The following is a 17,862-nucleotide window of genomic DNA, read 5'->3' as shown; positions in this document are numbered from 1 at the left end:
GGCGGATCGAGCCGCCGGTGTCGGTCGCGGTCGCGCCCATGCAGAGCAGAGCCGCCACGGCGGAGGCCGAGCCGCCAGACGAGCCGCCCGGCACCAGCGTCGTGTTGGAGCCATCACGCCGCCAGGGATTGCCGACCGGGCCGAAGCACGAGGTCTCGTTCGACGAGCCCATCGCGAACTCGTCATTGTTGAGCTTGCCCAGCATCACCGCACCATCGCGCCACAGCTGCGAGGTGATCGTGGACTCGTAAGTCGGCACGAAGTTGCCGAGGATTTTCGAGCACGCCGTGGTGCGCACGCCCTTGGTCGCGAACAGGTCCTTGATCCCGAGCGGAATGCCGGCGAGCGGCCCCGCGTCACCCTTGGCGATCTTCTCGTCGACGGCCTTCGCCATGTCGCGCGCGCGGTCGGGCGTCTCCATGACGAAAGCATTGAGCACGCGCGCGGCTTCGATCGCGTTCAGATGCGCGTCGGTCAGCTCGAGGGACGTGAAAGTCTTTGCCGCGAGGCCCTTGCGGGCCTCCGCGAGCGTCAGCGATGTCAAATCGGTCATTTATTGATCGGGCTGCAGAAGAACGGAGACAGGGATTTGTCGTTGGCCGGGTCGTCTTTCTTAGGGGCCGCTTTCGCAGCCGCCTCGATCTCGTCGAGCACGGCATTGACGGCGACGTTGGGGTCGGCAGCCTTGCCCTGCCGCTCCATCTTGTCGAGATAGTTCATGTAAGCCTGATAGGCCTTCTCGTCGTCGCAAAGCATGCACATCGGACTTCGTCCTGAGACTCTTTTGACGCGTTTTCTTTACGCGAACCGGCTTCCACTTCGCTCGAAAACGCTACGTAAATTACTCAACAACCTTCGGCACCAGGAAGAAGTGGCCTTCGGTCGCAGGTGCGTTGGCAACGATATCGTCGGCGATCTCGCCGTCATTGACCACATCCCGCCGCTTCTTCATCTGCATCGGGGTGACCGAGGTCATGGGCTCCACGCCCTCGACATTGACCTCCGAGAGCTGCTCGACAAAGGCGAGCATGGCGTTGAGCTCGCCCTGCAGATGCGGAACCTCGCCCTCTGAAACCGCAATGCGCGCCAGATGCGCGATGCGGCGGACGGTAGCGGCGTCGACGGACATTATATAAGGCCTCTCACGGCAAAAACCTATGTGCCGTATAGCAGAGGCCGCTTTTGCGCCGCAACCGGCGCCAGCGCATGATCCGGAAAAGTGTGAAGGGGTTTTCCGAAAAGATCATGCGCAAACAAGATCCTAAAGCACGATGAGGCTTCGCCCGAAGCTCATCGCGCTTTAGGGACCTATCCGCCCAACGCCTTCATCCGGGCAAGCGCCGATTTGGCGAGATCCCGGGTCAGTTCAGCTGCCGGGACCTCGCGGCCCAGGGCGATCGCCTGCCCGGCCCAGAGATTGGTGAAATCCACCCTGCCCTGCTTCTCGGCCGCAGCCTTGAGCGGTCCCAGCGCCGTTGCGGCATGGGGAAATGGCGGCGCGTCCGGCGAAATCGGGCCGGCCTCGCGCATTAGGCGGTTCTGAACGCCGCGCGCCGGCCGCCCGGTCATGACATTGGTAATGACGGTGGAATCATCCTGTCCCTCGGCGAGCGCCGCACGGGCCGCCGCACTGACCTTGGATTCCGGGCAGCGCAGATAGGCACTTCCGATCTGCACGCCGGCCGCGCCGAGCGCGAAGGCGGCTGCAATGCCGCGGCCATCCGCAACGCCGCCGGCCGCAATCACTGGGACCTTCACCGCGTCGACCACCTGCGGCACCAGCGCAAAGGTGCCGGGCTGTTCCGAGATCTTGTCGGTCAGGAACATGCCGCGATGGCCGCCGGCCTCCGCGCCTTGGGCAATGACGGCATCAGCTCCGTGCTGCTCGAGCCAGACCGCTTCGCTCACAGTGGTCGCCGACGAGATGACGAGACATCCTGCCGCCTTGACCCGCTTGAGCAGCGCGGCCTCGGGCAGACCGAAATGGAAGCTGACGATCTCCGGCTTCAGCTCCTCCACAACCTCGCAGAAGCCGGCGTCGAACGGCGCGCGGTTCGCGGCATTGATGGGTGCGGCGGGATCGAGGCCATGCTCATTGTAGTAGCCCGCGAGGCGCTGCTTCCAGCGCGCCTCCGCCTCGGCCGTGAGCTCGACCGGTGTGTGGCAGAAGAAATTCATGTTCACCGGCGCGGAGACGCGCTGCCGGATGATGTTGACCTGCTCGCGCGCTTTCTCCGGCGACAGCATCGCGCTCGGCAGCGAGCCGAGGCCCCCGCCTTGCGCAACGGCGATCACCAGCTCCGCGTCCATCACGCCGGCCATCGGCGCCAGCACGATCGGGAATTCGGTCTTGAAGAGATCGATCAATCGACGGTTCGGCCACATGGTTGTTCTCTCGCAGTTTAGGCGGACGCGCTGGAATTACGCCGGCCGGTTCGCAGTTGCTCGGCCTCGGTCGCGATCCGTTCGACGATTTCGGCGGCGGACGGAATATCATGGATCAGGCCGACGGCCTCGCCGGCAAAGACCGCGGCGACCTCGAAATTGCCCGCGGCCCTTGCCGCGGCATATTCGACGGTCACCTCGGCGGCGCGCTGCATCAGCTCGACCTCGCGGCCGGTCCAGCGCCTGATATGATCATTGACCAGCGTTCGCGCGGTGAACGGGGCCGGCCAGAACAGGCTGCGCGACCAGTCGACGATGACGCCGCGCACCGTGTCATTGGGATCAGCGTCGCGAATGCGCTGCTTGGCTTCCTCCGCGCCATTGGCCTCCACGCTCGCATAGAAGCGCGTGCCGATCAGCACGCCGGAGGCGCCCAGCATCATCATCGCGGCGAGCCCGCGACCATCGGCAATTCCGCCGGCGGCAACCACCGGCACGCGGCCGGCCGTGAGATCGACGATCGCAGGTACGATATCGACGGTTGTGCGCAATGCGCCGTGACCGCCGGCTTCGGTACCCTGCGCGATCAGGATGTCCGCACCGGCATCGAGCGCCTGCTTCGCCATGTCCTCGCTCTGCACCTGGCAGATCAAGCGCGCCCCGCACGCCCTGATGCGCGCTGCAAATGGTGCGGGATCGCCGAATGACAGCATGATCGCTTGCGGATTGGCGTCGAGTGCGATGTCGAGAAGTCTTGGCTGTCTTGCCAGGCTCCACGTGATGAAGCCGATACCGAACGAAGCAAAGCCCCTCAGTTGCCTGGTCTCGGCCTCGAGCCGTTCCTGATCGCCGTAGCCACCACCCAGGATCCCGAAGCCGCCGGCCTCGCTGACAGCCCGTGTCAGCCGGCTGCCGGCGATCGTGTCCATTGGAGCCAGCAGGATCGGATGTTTGATCCCCAGGAGCTGGGTCAGCGGCGTGGTGATCGGCATGGCTCCTCCGCTCTCGACACAAACATTAGTCCAGAATACCATTCTCTAAAATTGAATTCTAACGAACGCTACCATCTCAAAAGAGAAACGATATTATGGAACTCAGCGACATCCAGACCTTCGCTGCCGTCGCCCGGACCGGGGGCATCACCCGTGCTGCCGAAGAGCTCAACACGGTGCAGTCGAACGTCACCCAGCGCGTGAAGGCACTGGAAGCCGAGATCGGCACGCCGCTGTTCGAACGCCATAGCCGCGGCATGACCCTGACCGGCGCGGGCAAGCGCCTTTTGCCCTACGCGCAACGGATGTCCGCACTAGCGCGCGAGGCCGTACTCGCGGCCTGCGACGACGGCGAGCCCAAGGGACCGCTCGCGATCGGCTCGATGGAAACGACCGCGGCGGTGCGGCTGCCGCCGCTGTTGGCCGATTTTCATCGCCGCTTTCCCGCCGTCCGGCTGAGCCTGCGCACCGCACCCACCGCCGACCTCGTCGCCTGCGTGCTCGAAGGCACGCTCGACGGCGCCTTCGTCGCAGGCCCGATCGTGCATGCCGATCTCACCGCGACAAGCGCGTTCCGCGAAGAGCTGGTGCTGGTCAGTGCGCGGCGCTGGGCCACGCTCGCCGAGCTGCGCGCCGGCACGCCGGACTCGGGCCCGACCGCACTGACGTTCCGCACGGGCTGCACCTACCGGCAGCGGCTGGAACAGATCTTTGTCGAGTTCGGCTGGCCGTCAGCCGCACGCTTCGAACTCGGCACGCTCGACGGCATGATCGGCTGTGTCGCCGCCGACATGGGCGTGACACTGCTGCCGCGCGCCGTGGTCGAACGCAGTGCGATCAACGGCAGCGTCTCGATCCACGCGCTGAGCCATTCGCACGCGCAGGTCGAGACGCTCTTCATCCAGCGTCGTGCCGGACATCAAACCAGTGCACTGAACGGGTTTGCCGCCTGCCTGAAGCAAGACGACGACGTCATCGCGGCCTGAGATGCCAGCGCCGCAGCGCCACGACGGCCCAGATCGCCTCGACCACGCCAAACGGCCAGGCCCCTTGCAGGAAGCCGTAAGCCGAACCGAGCACGCAGGCCATTGCGAACATCAGCACGAACCAGTGGCTGCGGTCTTCCAGGGCGTAAGCGACCAGCATCGCTGTCACGGCGAACAAGCCGAATAATGTCAGCGCATCCATGTTCCGGGTTCACTCCGTAGCGCGACGCGTGATATGCGCTAACACCATGCCGGCTCTTATCCTGCCTCTCGTCGATGCTGCAACCCACTGGCCCGAACGCGGCGGGTTGGTCGGCCTTGATCTCGGCACCAAGACAATTGGCGTTGCCGTCTCCAATCCAGACCGCCGGTTAGCTACCGGCGTCGAAACGATCCAGCGCAAGGCGTTCAAGCAGGATGCCGCCCGGCTGCTCGCGATCGCCAGTGAACGCAAGGCCGTCGGCTTCGTGCTGGGCCTGCCCATCAACATGGACGGCAGCGAGGGCCCGCGCGCGCAATCGACCCGGGCGTTTGCCCGCAACCTCGCCGGTCTGACCGCGCTGCCCATCGGCCTCTGGGACGAGCGCCTGTCGACCGCCGCGGTCGAGCGCGAGCTGATCGGCATGGATGTCAGCCGCGCCAAGCGCGCCGAAGTGATCGACGAGCACGCCGCGATCTTCATCCTGCAAGGCGCGCTCGACCGCCTCGCCAATCTGCGCGCAGCCCCGGGGCCTGACTGATCCATGGCCGTCGTGATTGCGGCGCTCCTCCCCGTCTTTATCCTGATCGTGCTCGGCGTGGTGCTGAAGCGCACCCTGATGCGGCTCGATACGCAATGGAACGGGCTTGAGCGGCTGACCTATTTCGTGCTGTTTCCGATGCTGCTGATCCAGACGCTGGTGAAGGCCGACCTGTCCAAGGTCCCGGTCGCAGGCGTCGGCGGCGCGCTGCTGCTGTCAGCGCTCGCGATGTCGCTGCTCTGCCTCGCGCTCCGCCCCGCCCTGTCGCGGCTCGATATCGACGGCCCCGCCTTCACCTCGATCTTCCAGGGCGCGATCCGCTGGCAGACCTATGTGGCGCTGTCCGTCTCCGCCAATATGTTCGGCGAGGTCGGGCTGGCGCTCGCCTCCGTCGCGATGGTGGCAATCATTCCGCTGGTCAACGTCCTCAGCGTCGCGGTGCTCGCGCACTACGCAGCGCCGAAGAAGCAATCCGCGCGCACCGTTGTCATGACGGTTGTCCGCAATCCCCTGATCTGGGCCTGCGTGATCGGGCTCGTCGTCAACGTCATCCACCTGCCGTTGCCGAAGATCTGGCATGAGGTGGCGGACGCACTCGGCCGCTCCTCGCTCGCCATCGGCCTGCTCGTCACCGGCGCCGGACTGCATCTTGAAGGCCTGCTCCGTCCCAGCGCGGGCGCGGCTATCGGCGTGGTGTTCAAGCTGGTGCTGATGCCCGCGGTCGCGCTGGTGCTCGCCGTCTGGTTCGGACTATCCGGCGACAGCCTCGCGATCGTCGCGATCTGCGCCGCGGTGCCGACCTCCACCAGCGCCTATGTGCTGGCCCGCCAGATGGGCGGCGATGCCCCGCTGCTGGCGCAGATCATCACGCTGCAGACGATTTTGGCGGCGATCACGATGCCGATCGCGATCGCGCTGGTGGCCTAACTCCCCAGCCACATCGTCAGCACCACCGCCGTCAGATTGTTCAGCGCGTGCAGCACGATCGTGAGCCAGAGCGAGCTGCTGCGGTAGCGCATGTAGCCGAACCACAGGCCGATGGAGAAGACCTCGGCGAGGAAGTACAGGTCGTATTGCAGATGCACGACCGTCCACACCAGCGACGACAGGATGATGGCGCCGGGCACGCGCAGGAAGCTCGCAGACCAGCCGCGAAACAGAAAGCCGCGGGCGAGGACCTCTTCGGACATCGGCGCTGCCACGCTGAAGGCGAACAGCAGCATCAGCGCCGCGCCCTTGTCGCGACCGGATTTCAACAGGTCGGTCATGAAGCCCGGCGTCGCCTCGCGGCCCAGACTCCGCGACATCGTCTCCCAGGCGACCACGATCAGGATCAGCCCGACCGCGCCGAACAGGAGTTGCTTCCAGGACGGCCAATAGAACGCGAGATAGTCGACGAAGGAGGCCTTCTTGATGCGGATGGCCAGCCACACGGCGGCCAGCGTCGCCGGCAGGCCCATCGTGACCGAAAACGCGAGCGACGCCGGCTCGCGACCGATGTGCTGCATCGATGCGAGGTCGATTGGGTCACGGGCGACCCAGACCAGATAGACGATGGCCCCGATCTGCCCGACGAACATGGCTGCGAAGATGGCGATGCCCCACAGCGCCGTGCCCCAGAACTTCCAGACTCGCGGCGGCGCCGGCGTCTCGGTGAGCGGCGGCAGATCGGGATTGAGGGAGTCCATCAGGAGGCTTTCGTTTGGCAGGCTCACGGCAGCGCCCGCTCCAGCAGCGTGCGCACGTCGCCGCTCTCGAGCTCGACCGCGCCGTACATGCTGGCGTGGTTCGTGGCGAGGCGCGTGGCGGCGAACAGTTCTGCTTGACGCGGTGACACGCCGTTGAGCGCGGCGGCGGCCGCAAGCAGCGCCAGCTTCTCGACCGCAAGGCGCGCTACGCGCTCGCCGTCCGGGCGGCCGAAGGTCTTGCCGATGAATCCCGCCGTCTCGCCTGCCCCTGGCAGACCTTTGGTCTCGGCAGCAAGCGCTTGCAGGACCGACATCGCTGCCTCCGGCTCGCGCGAGAGCGCGCGCAGCACGTCGAGACACATGACGTTGCCCGAGCCCTCCCAGATCGCATTGACCGGCGACTCCCGGTAGTGCCGCGCCAGAATGCCGTCCTCGACATAGCCGTTGCCGCCGAGGCATTCCATGGCTTCGTAGAGAAACGGCGGCGCGCTCTTGCAGGTCCAGTATTTGATCGCAGGCGTCAGCAGCCGCATGTAGGCGGCCTCCGCCGGATCGAGCGGCGTCCGATCGAAGGCGCGGCAGAGCCGCATCACCACAGCCGTGCTCGCCTCCACATGCAGCGCCATGTCCGAGAGTACCGCCTGCATCAGCGGCTGATCGGCGAGATGTTTCTGGAACACGCTGCGGTGCCGGGTGTGATGCAGCGCGTGGGCGAGCCCCGAGCGCATCAGGCCGACCGAGGCGATCGCGCAATCCTGCCGCGTCATTTGCACCATCTGGATGATGGTACGGATGCCCTTGCCCTCATCGCCGACGGCTTCCGCATAGGCACCGACGAACTCAACCTCGGACGACGCGTTGGAGCGGTTGCCGAGCTTGTCCTTCAGCCGCTGGAACTGGATCGCGTTCACCGAACCATCCGGCGCGAAGCGCGGCATGAAGAAACAGGTCAGTCCCTGGTCCGCCTGCGCCAGCACCAGGAAGGCGTCGCACATCGGCGCCGACATGAACCATTTGTGGCCGGTGATACGGTAGGCGCCTCCCTCGCGCACCGCGCGCGTCATGTTGGCGCGCACGTCGGTACCGCCCTGCTTCTCGGTCATGCCCATGCCGAGCGTCATACCGCGCTTCTCCCACCACGGCGCGAAGCTGGGATCGTAGCTTTTCGTCGACAGCACCGGCATGACCTTGGCGCGCAGATCAGGCTGCATCGCCAGCGCCGCAACGGAGGCGCGCGTCATCGTGATCGGGCAGAGATGGCCGGTCTCGACCTGCGAGACCATGTAGATTTTTGCCGCGCGGATGACCTCTGCGGCATCACCCGCGGGTCTTCCATCCGCAGTCCAAGTCGAATTGTGCACGCCGGCACGGGCGCTGTGAGCCATCAGCTCGTGATAGGCCGGATGAAACTCGACCTGGTCGCGCCGATTGCCCTTGGCATCGAAGGTGCGCAGCTTCGGCGTGTTCTCGTTCGCGACGCGCCCCCGATCGACCATCGCAGCCGAGCCCCAATGCTTGCCGAACTCCGAGAGCTCCGGTTCCGCCGCCGCAGCGCCATTGGCCCTGACCGCCGCGACCAGCGGCTGGTCCGCGGCGAACAGATCGACGTCCTCGAACGGCGGCGACTGGTTGAAGACCTCGTGGGTCGCGAAGCTGGGCTGGGTCATCTCGTGTCCTCGGCGCGGAATCAGTTCCGCCGCGGCTGGATCGGGAAATCATAGGCCGCACCGCCCGCTCCCGGCAGCGAAAAGTGCCACCACTCCTTTGCATAGTTCACAAAGCCTTGCCTTGCCATCGCAGCCACCAGCCGCTTGCGCCAGGCGCGCTGATCCGGACTGATCGTTGGTGCGGCGGTATGCCCTTTCACGTCGGTGCAGTCATAGCCGGTGCCCATGTCGACGCTGCCCTCCGGCAATCGCGCCTCGACCGGTGCCGTGCAGTCCGCGTAGGTCTTTGACGGGTCGTATTTGCCTGAATTGTCGGCGTTGAGATCGACCAGCGTGAGATCGAGCGCTGCGCCCGTCGAATGCTGCGAGCGGCTTGCGATGTAGCCGAGGCGGAACAGCTCGGTCTTGGGAATTTTGGGATTGTAGCGCCGCTCGGCGGCCGTCTCGTGGCCGTTCTGCGACCACCTGACCATGTCGAGCGAGGCCCGCGCCGGCCGGTAGCAGTCGAACATTTTCAGTGAGAGATTTTGCGCCGCCAGTTCCTGCTGGACCGCCTTCAGCCGCAGCCCAACCTCCCGCTTCACCACGCACTCGCCGGCCCCGTAGCCGGCGAGCGGACGGCCGACGAAATTGTTCGAGGTGGCGTAGCGGATGTCCTGGATGATGCTGGGCTCGATGTCGTGCAAATAGACGAAACCGCCGGGAAGCGATTGGGCGTGGGCCCCGGAAACAAAAGCCGCGACCAAGAGCGCTGTTAGAGTTGTTTTCAGCGGAAATCTCCCCTTCGTCATGGCCGGGCTTGTCCCGGCCATCCACGCCTTTTCTGCGACAGCACCTTAAGAACGTGGATGCCCGGGACGTCTAGCGCGAAGACGCGCTTCGCGCTTCTGCCCGGGCATGACGGAGAAGACGGGGACAGCTCACGCCAGCGATAAGACCGACAGATCGGGGGATAACTCCCCGCCCGGGCTTTGGCCCTTGCCCCCCCGGCCATCCCCGCCTATAGCTCTCGCTTTAATGACATCGAAATCGACCTTCGTCCTCGGCCACCGGCATTTGCTGGGCATCGAGGGCCTTTCCGCGGCCGACATCACCGGCCTCCTCGACCTGTCCGAAGAATATGTCGAGCTCAACCGCCAGGTTGACAAGAAGCGCACCGTCCTGCGTGGACGGACCCAGGTGAACCTCTTCTTCGAGGCGTCCACCCGGACCCAATCCTCGTTCGAGCTCGCCGGCAAACGGCTGGGCGCCGACGTCATGAACATGTCGGTGTCCTCCTCGTCCATCAAAAAGGGCGAGACGCTGGTCGACACCGCCATGACGCTCAACGCCATGCATCCGGATATCCTGGTGGTGCGCCATCACGCCTCCGGCGCGGTGGAACTGCTGGCCCGCAAGGTCGACGGTTCCGTGATCAATGCCGGCGACGGCGCGCATGAGCATCCGACACAAGCCCTGCTCGACGCGCTGACCATTCGCCGCAACAAGGGCCGGCTCGAGGGCCTCGTGGTCGCGATCTGCGGCGACGTGCTGCATTCGCGCGTGGCCCGCTCCAACATCATCCTGCTCAACGCGATGGGCGCCCGCGTCCGCGTCGTCGGCCCCTCCACACTGCTGCCGCCCGGCATCGAGCGGATGGGCGTCGAGGTCGCGCGCGACATGCGCGAGGGGCTCAACGGCGCCGACATCGTCATGATGTTGCGGCTCCAGCGCGAGCGCATGAACGGCTCCTTCGTGCCGTCGACCTCCGAGTATTTCCATTATTTCGGGCTGGACCAGAAGAAGCTCGCCTACGCCAAGCCAGACGCCCTTGTCATGCATCCCGGCCCCATGAACCGCGGCGTCGAAATCGACACCGCGGTCGCGGACGGCGCGCAGTCCCTGATCCGCGAACAGGTGGAGATGGGCGTGGCCGTGCGCATGGCGGTGCTGGAAGCGCTCGCCCGCAACCTGCCGAACGCGTGATGCTCATGTTGACCGACCGCCGACCCATCCTGCTTGCCAATGCCCGCGTCGTCGACCCCAGCAGGGATTTCGATGGCCCCGGCGATGTCCTGATTGCCGACGGCATCATCCGGGAGACCCGCCGCGGCATTGGCGCTGCCGGCGTCCCCGAGGGCACCGACGTCGTCAACTGCGCCGGCAAGATCGTCGCACCCGGCCTGATCGACATGCGCGCCTTCGTCGGCGAGCCGGGCTTCAGCCATCGCGAGACCTTTGCGTCCGCGAGCCAGGCGGCTGCGACCGGCGGCATCACCACCATCATCTGCCAGCCCGATACCCTGCCGGTGATCGACAACTCGGCGACCGTCGACTTCGTGATGCGTCGCGCCCGTGACACCGCGATCGTCAACATCCAGCCGATGGCGGCGCTGACCAAGGGAATGCACGGCGAGGAGATGACCGAGTTCGGCCTCCTCAAGGCAGCAGGCGCGATCGCCTTCAGCGACTGCGACAAGAGCGTGAGCAATGCGCAGGTGATGCGCCGCGCGCTGACCTACGCGCGCGATTTCGACGCGCTGATCGTGCACTACACCGAGGACCGCGATCTCGTCGGCGAAGGCGTGATGAACGAGGGCGAGTTCGCCTCGCGGCTCGGCCTGATGGGCATCCCGAACGCGGCGGAAGCCGTGATGCTGGAGCGCGACATGCGCCTGGTCGCGCTCACCGGCGGCCGCTATCACGCGGCGTCGCTGACCTGCATCGAGTCGCTCGACGTGCTCAAGCGCGCCCGCGACGCCGGCCTCGCCGTGACGGCCTCAGCCTCGATCAACCACCTTGCGCTGAACGAGAACGACATCGGCCCTTACCGTTCGTTCCTGAAGCTGTCGCCGCCGCTGCGCACCGAGGACGACCGCCGCGCGCTGGTCGCCGCCGTCGCCTCCGGCCTCGTCGACGTCATCATGTCCGACCACAACCCGCAGGACGTCGAGGTCAAGCGCCTGCCTTTCGCAGAAGCAGCCCCCGGCGCCATCGGGCTGGAGACCATGCTCCCGGCGGGCCTGCGCCTCGTGCACAATGACGAATTGGACCTCAAGACGCTGATCCGGGCGATGTCGACCCGGCCGGCCGAGATTTTGGGATTGCCTGGCGGAACCCTGCGCACGGGCAGCCCCGCCGACGTCATCGTGATCGACCCCGATGTGCCCTGGGTGGTCGATCCCGCCGACCTCAAATCGCCCTGCAAGAACACGCCGTTCGACGAGGCCCGCTTTACAGGCCGCGTGGTGCGCACCATTGTCGGCGGACGGACAGTGTACGAGCATGTCTGACGTGCGGAGCTGCAGCCAGGGAATTTGCAGACATGGCGCTTGAACTGTTTCTGCCGGTCGCTTTCGTCATCGGCTACCTGCTCGGCTCGATTCCGTTCGGACTGATCCTGACCAGGCTCGCCGGCACGCAGGATATTCGCTCGATCGGCTCGGGCAGTATCGGCGCCACCAATGTGCTGCGCACCGGACGGAAGAGTCTGGCCGCGGCGACCCTGCTGCTCGACGCGCTCAAGGGCACCGTGGCGGTGGTGATCGCCGGCTACATCGCCGGTCCCAACGCCGCGATGCTGGCCGGGCTCGGCGCCTTCCTCGGCCATCTTTTCCCGGTCTGGCTCAAGTTCCGCGGCGGCAAGGGTGTCGCCGTCTATATCGGCATTCTGCTCGGGCTGTTCTGGCCGGCCGCGCTGGTGTTCTGCCTGCTATGGCTCGCGACCGCCTTCACCACCCGCTATTCCTCGCTCTCTGCGCTGGTGGCGTCCTTTATCACGCCGCTGTTCCTGTGGTGGTTCGGCCATCTCGCACTAGCAGCGATGGCCGCGGTGCTGACGCTGCTGCTGTTCTACGCCCATCGCGAGAACATCAAGCGGCTGCAATCGGGCAAGGAAAGCCGGATCGGCGAGAAGGCATAAGCCGGGAATCCACGGATACCGCGGCACCCCTTCTGCATTATATCGCAAATGGTGTTCGCAACTTGCAGCCGAATCACGGCTGTATGGACGAACGGGTTCCTGGCTCGGCCCTGATCATGGGCATAGCTCTACGCGGTTGCTCAGAATGAGCGAGAAGATTGTCAGCGCGCAAGACGATGGCGATTTGCGAGGTGCTGCTTGCACCGCGGCAAGCCGGCTGCTCTCGACGACGGACATCTGGTCTAGTGCGCCCTCGCCGCTTGTCGCTCCAGCGCCTGCTTCCGTCCCGCCTCCACCGCGCGAGCCCGATCCGATCGTGGAAGCGCGGACACCAGTCGAAATTGTAGCTGTCGCAGCGCCCGTCACGCACGATCGGACGCCGCGGCAATGGCCGCCGCGAAAATTGTCGCTGGCCCTCCAGGGCGGCGGCACCTTCGCCGCGTTCACCTGGGGCGTGCTGGAGCGGCTGCTGGAAGAGCCATCCATCGCGATCGACACCATCAGCGGCGCCAGCGCCGGCGCCATCAACGCGCTGCTGCTCGCCTCCGGTTTCGCCGAGGGTGGCCGCGAAGGCGCGCGCGCGCGGCTGAACCGCTTCTGGATCCGGCTGATGCACGAAGCCTCGTTCCGATCGCTGATGCTGATCGGCGGCTTCTCGCCGGCGGGAAGCTCGGTCGCGTTCGGCCCGACGCTGCGCTCCGGCCAGTTCGATCCGTTCGATCTCGATCCGCTGCGGCAGGCGCTGTCGCGCGACATCAATTTTTCCGCCTTGCGCGACCCGCGGTGCCCGAAGCTTCTGATCGCGGCGACCCGGATCCGCGACGGGCAGCAGCAGATCTTCCGCAACGACGTGATCACCGCCGACGTCGCGCTGGCCTCGACCTGTCCACCGCTGGTTCATTGCGCGGTCGAGATCGACGGCGAGGCTTATTGGGACGGCGGCCTCGGCGGCAATCCCCCCCTGCTGCGGCTCGTGCAGGACACGACGAGCACCGAAATCCTGCTCGTCCAGGTCACGCCGGCGCGCGACAGCTACGTGCCGATCACGCTCGCCGCGATCGACCGCAGGCTGGATCAGATCGCGGCCAACGCCGCCCTCAATGCCGAGATCGCCGCGATCGAATGGGCGCAATCGCAGGCCGCATCGTCGTTGCGGCTCTCCAGGATCGCCGCGGAAGATTTCGTCGACGGCCTGGCGCAGCGCTCATCGACCGATCTCGGCCGCGGCTTCATTCGCGCGCTGCACCGGAGCGGCCGCGAGGCTGCCGGGCGCTGGCTCAAGCAAGGTCCAGATCACAGCGCAGCGCCGGCCGCATCCGGCCAGCGCATCGTCGCTCTCGAACCTGCGCTAGCCTGATTTCGCCAGCGCCTGCTCCAGGAACCACGCCGTCGCCAGCGCATGGGCGTCGTTGCCGAAGCGCGCGATCACCTGCACGCCGATCGGGAGGCCATTGGCTTTCAGCACGGGCACGTTGACGCAAGGGTTGCCCATCAGCGTCCAGAGCCTGTTGTAGCGGGGGTCGCCGGTGCTCGCGAGCTCCTTGGCTGGCGGCGTGCCCGGCGCCGAATAGGTCAGCAGCACGTCGAACCGCTCGAACAATTCGCCGATCTCGCGGCGTCCGCGGCGGCTGATCCGGCGCGCGTCGTCATAGTCCTTGGGTGTGAGACCGACCGTCGCATCGAGACTGGCGCGCAGCATCGGCGCGATCTCATCGTGGCGTTCGGAAAATTCCCAGGCGAGCGCGCGATGCGCCTCGAAGTCCTGGATGATCGGGTGGATGCGCCAGGCCTCCTGCACCGCCTGCGGCAGATCGATGGTCTGCACGCTGGCGCCAGCCCGCGTCGCCGCCTTGATCGCGGCCTGCAGCCCCTCCTCGGCGGCCGGCTCCACGGCGCCGGCAAACTCCTGCCTGATAACGCCGATGCGCGGCGCCTTCGCCGGGACGATGCCGGCGAATTCGGTGCGGCCGGTTATTGCCAGCAGTCCGCGCGCGAGATCTTCCGCGCGGGCGCCGAACAGACCGACGGTGTCGAGCGCCCACGAATAGCATTTGACGCCGACCGTCGGCAGCATGCGGAACGACGGCTTAATCGCGGCGGTGCCGCAATAGGCGGCGGGCCGGATCACCGAGCCGCCGGTCTGGGTACCCAGCGCCAGCGGGATCATGCCGGCACCGACGGCCGCGGCCGAGCCCGAGGACGAGCCGCCCGGCGTATGCCCGAGGTTATGCGGATTGAGCGTCGGGGTCGGATCGCGCGAGGCGAATGCCGTGGTCGTGGTCTTGCCGATGATGGTGGCGCCCGCCCGCTTCAGCATCATCACCACAGGCGCGTCCGCGCGCGGCTGCCAGCCGCGATAGATCGATGATCCCATCTCGGTCGGAAAATCGGCGGTGTCGATGATGTCCTTGATCCCGACCGCGATGCCGCGCAGCGGCCCGGCGCCTTGCGCCTTCGCCGAGCTGTCGTAACGGACGAAGGCGTGGACCTCCTTCTCCCGCGCCTCGATGGCTGCATGCGATTGCGCGATGGCGGCCTCGGGCGAAAGCTCGCCCGCTTCGATGCGGCGCTGAAGGTCGGCGAGTGAGATCATGGCAATACCCTTCTTATTGGGATCGCTTTTAGCATGGGGGCAAGGTCGCGCAAGCGCACGTCGCTGTTGCCCACGCCTTCAGGTTGTTCCATGCTGTCCCTGCAAGGAGCCGCCGTGGACGCCATCAATCCAAGTGTAGAGCTGACCGAAGCCGACAGGATCGACCGCCTGCGGCTGATCCGGTCCGACAATGTCGGGCCGCGCACGTTCCGGTCGCTGGTCGATCATTTCGGCACGGCGCGCGCGGCGCTGGAGCGGCTGCCGGATCTGGCACGCCGCGGCGGTGCGCAGCGATCGGCGCGCATCTGTAGCGCCGACGAGGCGAAAGCCGAGCTCGCCGCGAGCCGCAAGTTCGGCATCACCTGGCTCGCGCCCGGCGAGGACGGTTATCCGGCACGCCTGGCAACACTCGACGATGCGCCGCCGCTGCTCGCCGTGCGCGGCGACCATGCAACGCTGATGCGGCCGATGATTGCGATCGTCGGTTCGCGCAATGCCTCCGGTGCAGGCTTGAAATTCGCCGGTCAGCTCGCCCGCGAACTCGGCGAAGCCGGCTTCGTCGTCATCTCCGGCCTTGCCCGCGGGGTCGACCAGGCCGCACACCGCGCCAGCGTCGAGAGCGGCACCATCGCCGTGCTCGCCGGCGGCCATGACTGCATCTATCCGCCGGAGCATGGCGATTTGCTGGCCTCGATCCTCGACCGCAAGGGTAGCACGATCTCCGAGATGCCGCTCGGCCACGAGCCGCGCGCCCGCGACTTCCCCCGCCGCAACCGGCTGATCCCGGGCGCCGCGCTCGGCGTGGTCGTGGTGGAGGCGGCGCACCGCTCGGGCTCGCTGATCACCGCGCGCATGGCCGCCGAACAGGGTCGCGAAGTGTTCGCCGTGCCGGGCTCGCCGCTCGACCCGCGCGCCGCCGGCACCAACGATCTGATCAAGCAGGGCGCGACGCTCGTCACCGAAGCCGCCGACGTCGTCAACGCGGTCGCACCGATCATGGAGCGGCCGCTGATGCGTACCGCGCGCGAGCCCGACAGCGAGCCGTTCGAGAGCGATCCTCAAGGGCACGACCGCGACCAGATCACCGGCCTGCTCGGCCCTGCCCCTGTCACGATTGACGATCTCGTGCGGATGTCCGGCGCCTCGCCGGCCATCGTGCGTACCGTGCTCTTGGAACTCGAGCTCGCCGGCCGGCTCGAACGCCACGGCGGTGGCTTGGTCTCGCTGCTTTAAGGAGTGGTCCGCTCGTCGAAGCGCGTACGCGCCGCGGCGATCTGCTGCTGATGCGTGATCGCCCATTCGCCGAGTGCCTTTACCGGCTGCTGCAGTCCCCGGCCGAGATCGGTCAGCTCGTAATCCACCCGCGGCGGAATGGTCGGGAAGATCGTGCGTGTGACCAGGCCGTCACGCTCGAGCCCGCGCAGCGTCAAGGTCAGCATCCGCTGCGAAATGCCATTGATCATGCGCTTGAGCTCGTTAAAGCGCTTGGGCCCGTCACTTAGCATCATGATGACGAACACGCTCCATTTGTCGCCGACGCGCGCGAGGATCGAGGCGACGCCGCGGCAGTCCGCATGGTTGGGATCCGGCCTTGGTGAGGCGGGCAAATCGATGTGCGCAGGTTTCAGGGATGTGCCCATGGCTCAAAAAGGTGCGTTCTTGCGGGGATTTCGATAGTCACTCATGTAGCTCTGGTTACAAACTTATACCAGGGTGATCCCGAATGAAACTCCTCCACATCGACTCCAGCGTGCTCGGCCCCCACTCCGTTTCCCGGCAAGTCTCCGCCGCCATCGTCGACCGTCTCAGGCAGGCGACGCCATCGCTCGACATCGTCTATCGCGACCTGACGCAGAGCCCGCTCGCCCATCTCTCCGGCTCGCATCTGGCGGCCGCGCAAGGCGCGCCTGCGCCGGCGGAGCTCGGCCCCGATCTCGCCGCCAGCAAGGCCGCGCTGGACGAGTTTCTTGCCGCCGACATCGTCGTGATCGGCGCGCCCATGTACAATTTCACCATTCCGAGCCAGCTCAAGGCCTGGATCGACCGGGTCCTGGTGGCGGGGAAGACGTTCAGCTATGGGGCCAACGGCCCGCAGGGCCTTGCCGGCGGCAAGCGCGTAATCTTCGCGGTTTCGCGCGGGGGCTATTACGGCGCGGGCTCGCCCGCCGCGTCGCTGGAGCACCTCGAAAGCTATCTGCGTGGCGTGTTCGGTTTCATGGGGATTCATCATCCCGAATTCATCAGCGCCGACGGAATCCAGGTCGGGCCGGAGCATCGCGAGAAGTCGCTCGCAAGCGCGCTCGAGGCGGCGACCGCCCTCCGCGCGGCCTGACAACGCGCACATCATCAGCCGCCGCAACATCGCTTGCGGCGGCTGATCGACCGGTGCGCGATCGGCGAAGCTAAAACCAGGCGCCCTGAATGCCCAGGATGACGGCGACGAGGGAAACGAACAGGCCGATGCCGGAGAAAAGAGCGACCCCGACGAACTCGGAGGTGTCGGAACGCTTGGCAGGAACGGCGGAGTTTTCGGTGTAAATACGCGGTGCTGAAATCGGGGAAATAATACGAGCTGCCTTTGGCATATCGGGCTCCCTTGAAATGAGTCTTCGTGACCCCCTGCCCGTAAAAGTGTCTTGGCAGCGCAAGCGAAGGTTCAATGCCTCCCGCAACGTTCAGAAAATACAGCTCGCGAGACGTGGGAACCGGCCGGCGCAACCGCTCGCCGCTGCGCCGACCGATTCAATTTGCACCAAGATTGATCAGCCGCGATAGATCGGCGCGCCGCTCGGAGAGGCAGCCGCGCCGCCGTCGACGAAGATTTCCTGGCCTTGCACATGCGCGGAATCGTCGGAGGCGAGGAACAGCACCGTCTTGGCGACGTGATCTGTTTCACCAATGCGCCCCAGC

22 protein-coding genes are annotated in these 17,862 nt (G+C 66.2%); 9 read left to right on the top strand and 13 right to left on the bottom strand.

The features are described from left to right. From IVB32_RS09840 to IVB32_RS09820, 5 genes are all read right to left on the bottom strand, one after another. Positions 1–553 (bottom strand): amidase (locus IVB32_RS09840; RefSeq protein ID WP_247410268.1); only part of this gene is annotated, 553 nt, incomplete at its 3' end. Then, positions 550–762 carry a hypothetical protein gene (locus IVB32_RS09835; protein ID WP_247410266.1) on the bottom strand — a complete coding sequence of 71 codons (213 nt, stop codon included), beginning with the start codon at positions 760–762 and terminating at the stop codon, positions 550–552. The genes IVB32_RS09840 and IVB32_RS09835, both read right to left, overlap by 4 nt. A gap of 79 nt (positions 763–841) precedes the next feature. After that, on the bottom strand, positions 842–1,129 hold the full coding sequence (gene gatC / locus IVB32_RS09830) for an Asp-tRNA(Asn)/Glu-tRNA(Gln) amidotransferase subunit GatC (protein WP_195804127.1): 288 nt from the start codon (positions 1,127–1,129) through the stop codon (positions 842–844). Positions 1,130–1,308: 179 nt separating this feature from the next. Then, a complete protein-coding gene (locus tag IVB32_RS09825) occupies positions 1,309–2,385 on the bottom strand; it encodes a nitronate monooxygenase family protein (RefSeq protein ID WP_085351413.1) in 1,077 nt (358 codons plus the stop codon). Between the two features lie 17 nt (positions 2,386–2,402). Further along, complete coding sequence (locus IVB32_RS09820) at positions 2,403–3,377, bottom strand: nitronate monooxygenase (RefSeq protein WP_247384538.1); 975 nt, start codon at positions 3,375–3,377, stop codon at positions 2,403–2,405. A gap of 95 nt (positions 3,378–3,472) precedes the next feature. Between IVB32_RS09820 and IVB32_RS09815 the strand changes: the two genes are divergently transcribed. Then, positions 3,473–4,363, top strand: coding sequence for a LysR family transcriptional regulator (locus IVB32_RS09815; RefSeq protein ID WP_247384535.1), 891 nt, complete (start codon positions 3,473–3,475; stop codon positions 4,361–4,363). On the opposite strand, the gene IVB32_RS09810 is transcribed toward IVB32_RS09815, so the two are convergent. Beyond that, positions 4,350–4,565 (bottom strand): hypothetical protein, encoded by a 216-nt coding sequence (locus IVB32_RS09810; protein ID WP_085357370.1) that lies wholly within the window; start codon positions 4,563–4,565, stop codon positions 4,350–4,352. The two genes, IVB32_RS09815 and IVB32_RS09810, sit on opposite strands and share 14 nt — an antisense overlap. Positions 4,566–4,611: 46 nt before the next feature. Between IVB32_RS09810 and ruvX the strand changes: the two genes are divergently transcribed. Together ruvX and IVB32_RS09800 are read left to right on the top strand one after the other, a co-directional pair. Continuing rightward, a complete protein-coding gene (ruvX, locus tag IVB32_RS09805) occupies positions 4,612–5,103 on the top strand; it encodes a Holliday junction resolvase RuvX (protein WP_007603328.1) in 492 nt (163 codons plus the stop codon). A gap of 3 nt (positions 5,104–5,106) precedes the next feature. Continuing rightward, entirely contained in the window at positions 5,107–6,030 is a 924-nt protein-coding gene (locus tag IVB32_RS09800; RefSeq protein WP_247369740.1) for an AEC family transporter, read from the top strand. Here IVB32_RS09800 and IVB32_RS09795 read toward each other — a convergent pair. The 3 genes from IVB32_RS09795 to IVB32_RS09785 are packed head-to-tail and all read right to left on the bottom strand — an operon-like array spanning position 6,027 to position 9,249. After that, the gene (locus tag IVB32_RS09795; protein ID WP_018458318.1) at positions 6,027–6,791 is read right to left on the bottom strand and encodes a type II CAAX endopeptidase family protein; all 765 of its coding nucleotides are present in this window, start codon (positions 6,789–6,791) and stop codon (positions 6,027–6,029) included. The two genes, IVB32_RS09800 and IVB32_RS09795, sit on opposite strands and share 4 nt — an antisense overlap. A gap of 23 nt (positions 6,792–6,814) precedes the next feature. Next, positions 6,815–8,458, bottom strand: coding sequence for an acyl-CoA dehydrogenase family protein (locus IVB32_RS09790; protein WP_247410264.1), 1,644 nt, complete (start codon positions 8,456–8,458; stop codon positions 6,815–6,817). 20 nt (positions 8,459–8,478) lie between these two features. Then, the gene (locus tag IVB32_RS09785) at positions 8,479–9,249 is read right to left on the bottom strand and encodes a M15 family metallopeptidase (RefSeq protein ID WP_247369736.1); all 771 of its coding nucleotides are present in this window, start codon (positions 9,247–9,249) and stop codon (positions 8,479–8,481) included. A 226-nt stretch (positions 9,250–9,475) separates the two neighbouring features. Here IVB32_RS09785 and IVB32_RS09780 point away from each other — a divergent pair, with 226 nt between their 5' ends. The 4 genes from IVB32_RS09780 (at position 9,476) to IVB32_RS09765 (ending at position 13,716) form a co-directional block, all read left to right on the top strand. Then, complete coding sequence (locus IVB32_RS09780; RefSeq protein ID WP_007603315.1) at positions 9,476–10,423, top strand: aspartate carbamoyltransferase catalytic subunit; 948 nt, start codon at positions 9,476–9,478, stop codon at positions 10,421–10,423. Continuing rightward, positions 10,423–11,730: a dihydroorotase gene (locus IVB32_RS09775; RefSeq protein ID WP_018458321.1), complete on the top strand. Its 1,308-nt coding sequence runs from the start codon at positions 10,423–10,425 to the stop codon at positions 11,728–11,730. The genes IVB32_RS09780 and IVB32_RS09775 overlap by 1 nt, the downstream gene beginning before the upstream one ends. Before the next feature lie 32 nt (positions 11,731–11,762). Next, positions 11,763–12,359, top strand: a complete 597-nt coding sequence (gene plsY, locus IVB32_RS09770; protein ID WP_018458322.1) for a glycerol-3-phosphate 1-O-acyltransferase PlsY — start codon at positions 11,763–11,765, stop codon at positions 12,357–12,359. 145 nt (positions 12,360–12,504) lie between these two features. Continuing rightward, on the top strand, positions 12,505–13,716 hold the full coding sequence (locus IVB32_RS09765; RefSeq protein WP_026233553.1) for a patatin-like phospholipase family protein: 1,212 nt from the start codon (positions 12,505–12,507) through the stop codon (positions 13,714–13,716). On the opposite strand, the gene IVB32_RS09760 is transcribed toward IVB32_RS09765, so the two are convergent. Then, positions 13,708–14,952 (bottom strand): amidase, encoded by a 1,245-nt coding sequence (locus IVB32_RS09760; RefSeq protein WP_018458324.1) that lies wholly within the window; start codon positions 14,950–14,952, stop codon positions 13,708–13,710. The genes IVB32_RS09765 and IVB32_RS09760 overlap by 9 nt on opposite strands. Positions 14,953–15,042: 90 nt before the next feature. Between IVB32_RS09760 and dprA the strand changes: the two genes are divergently transcribed. Continuing rightward, positions 15,043–16,185: a DNA-processing protein DprA gene (gene dprA, locus IVB32_RS09755; protein ID WP_247410262.1), complete on the top strand. Its 1,143-nt coding sequence runs from the start codon at positions 15,043–15,045 to the stop codon at positions 16,183–16,185. Here the strand turns inward: dprA and IVB32_RS09750 are convergent. Continuing rightward, positions 16,182–16,592, bottom strand: a complete 411-nt coding sequence (locus IVB32_RS09750; RefSeq protein WP_018458326.1) for a helix-turn-helix domain-containing protein — start codon at positions 16,590–16,592, stop codon at positions 16,182–16,184. The two genes, dprA and IVB32_RS09750, sit on opposite strands and share 4 nt — an antisense overlap. An 83-nt stretch (positions 16,593–16,675) precedes the next feature. Here IVB32_RS09750 and IVB32_RS09745 point away from each other — a divergent pair, with 83 nt between their 5' ends. After that, complete coding sequence (locus tag IVB32_RS09745) at positions 16,676–17,284, top strand: FMN-dependent NADH-azoreductase (RefSeq protein WP_018458327.1); 609 nt, start codon at positions 16,676–16,678, stop codon at positions 17,282–17,284. Positions 17,285–17,354: 70 nt separating this feature from the next. Here the strand turns inward: IVB32_RS09745 and IVB32_RS09740 are convergent, their stop codons facing one another. Together IVB32_RS09740 and IVB32_RS09735 are read right to left on the bottom strand one after the other, a co-directional pair. Then, entirely contained in the window at positions 17,355–17,537 is a 183-nt protein-coding gene (locus IVB32_RS09740) for a hypothetical protein (protein WP_018458328.1), read from the bottom strand. 177 nt (positions 17,538–17,714) lie between these two features. After that, a partial coding sequence (locus IVB32_RS09735) for an SDR family oxidoreductase (protein ID WP_247410435.1) occupies positions 17,715–17,862 on the bottom strand: 148 nt, incomplete at its 5' end.

The sequence above is a fragment of the Bradyrhizobium sp. 23 genome, from assembly GCF_023073295.1.
GTDB lineage: Bacteria > Pseudomonadota > Alphaproteobacteria > Rhizobiales > Xanthobacteraceae > Bradyrhizobium > Bradyrhizobium canariense_D.
The sequence above is the reverse complement of the archived record's forward strand: the minus strand, read 5'-3'. Positions and strand labels throughout refer to the sequence as shown.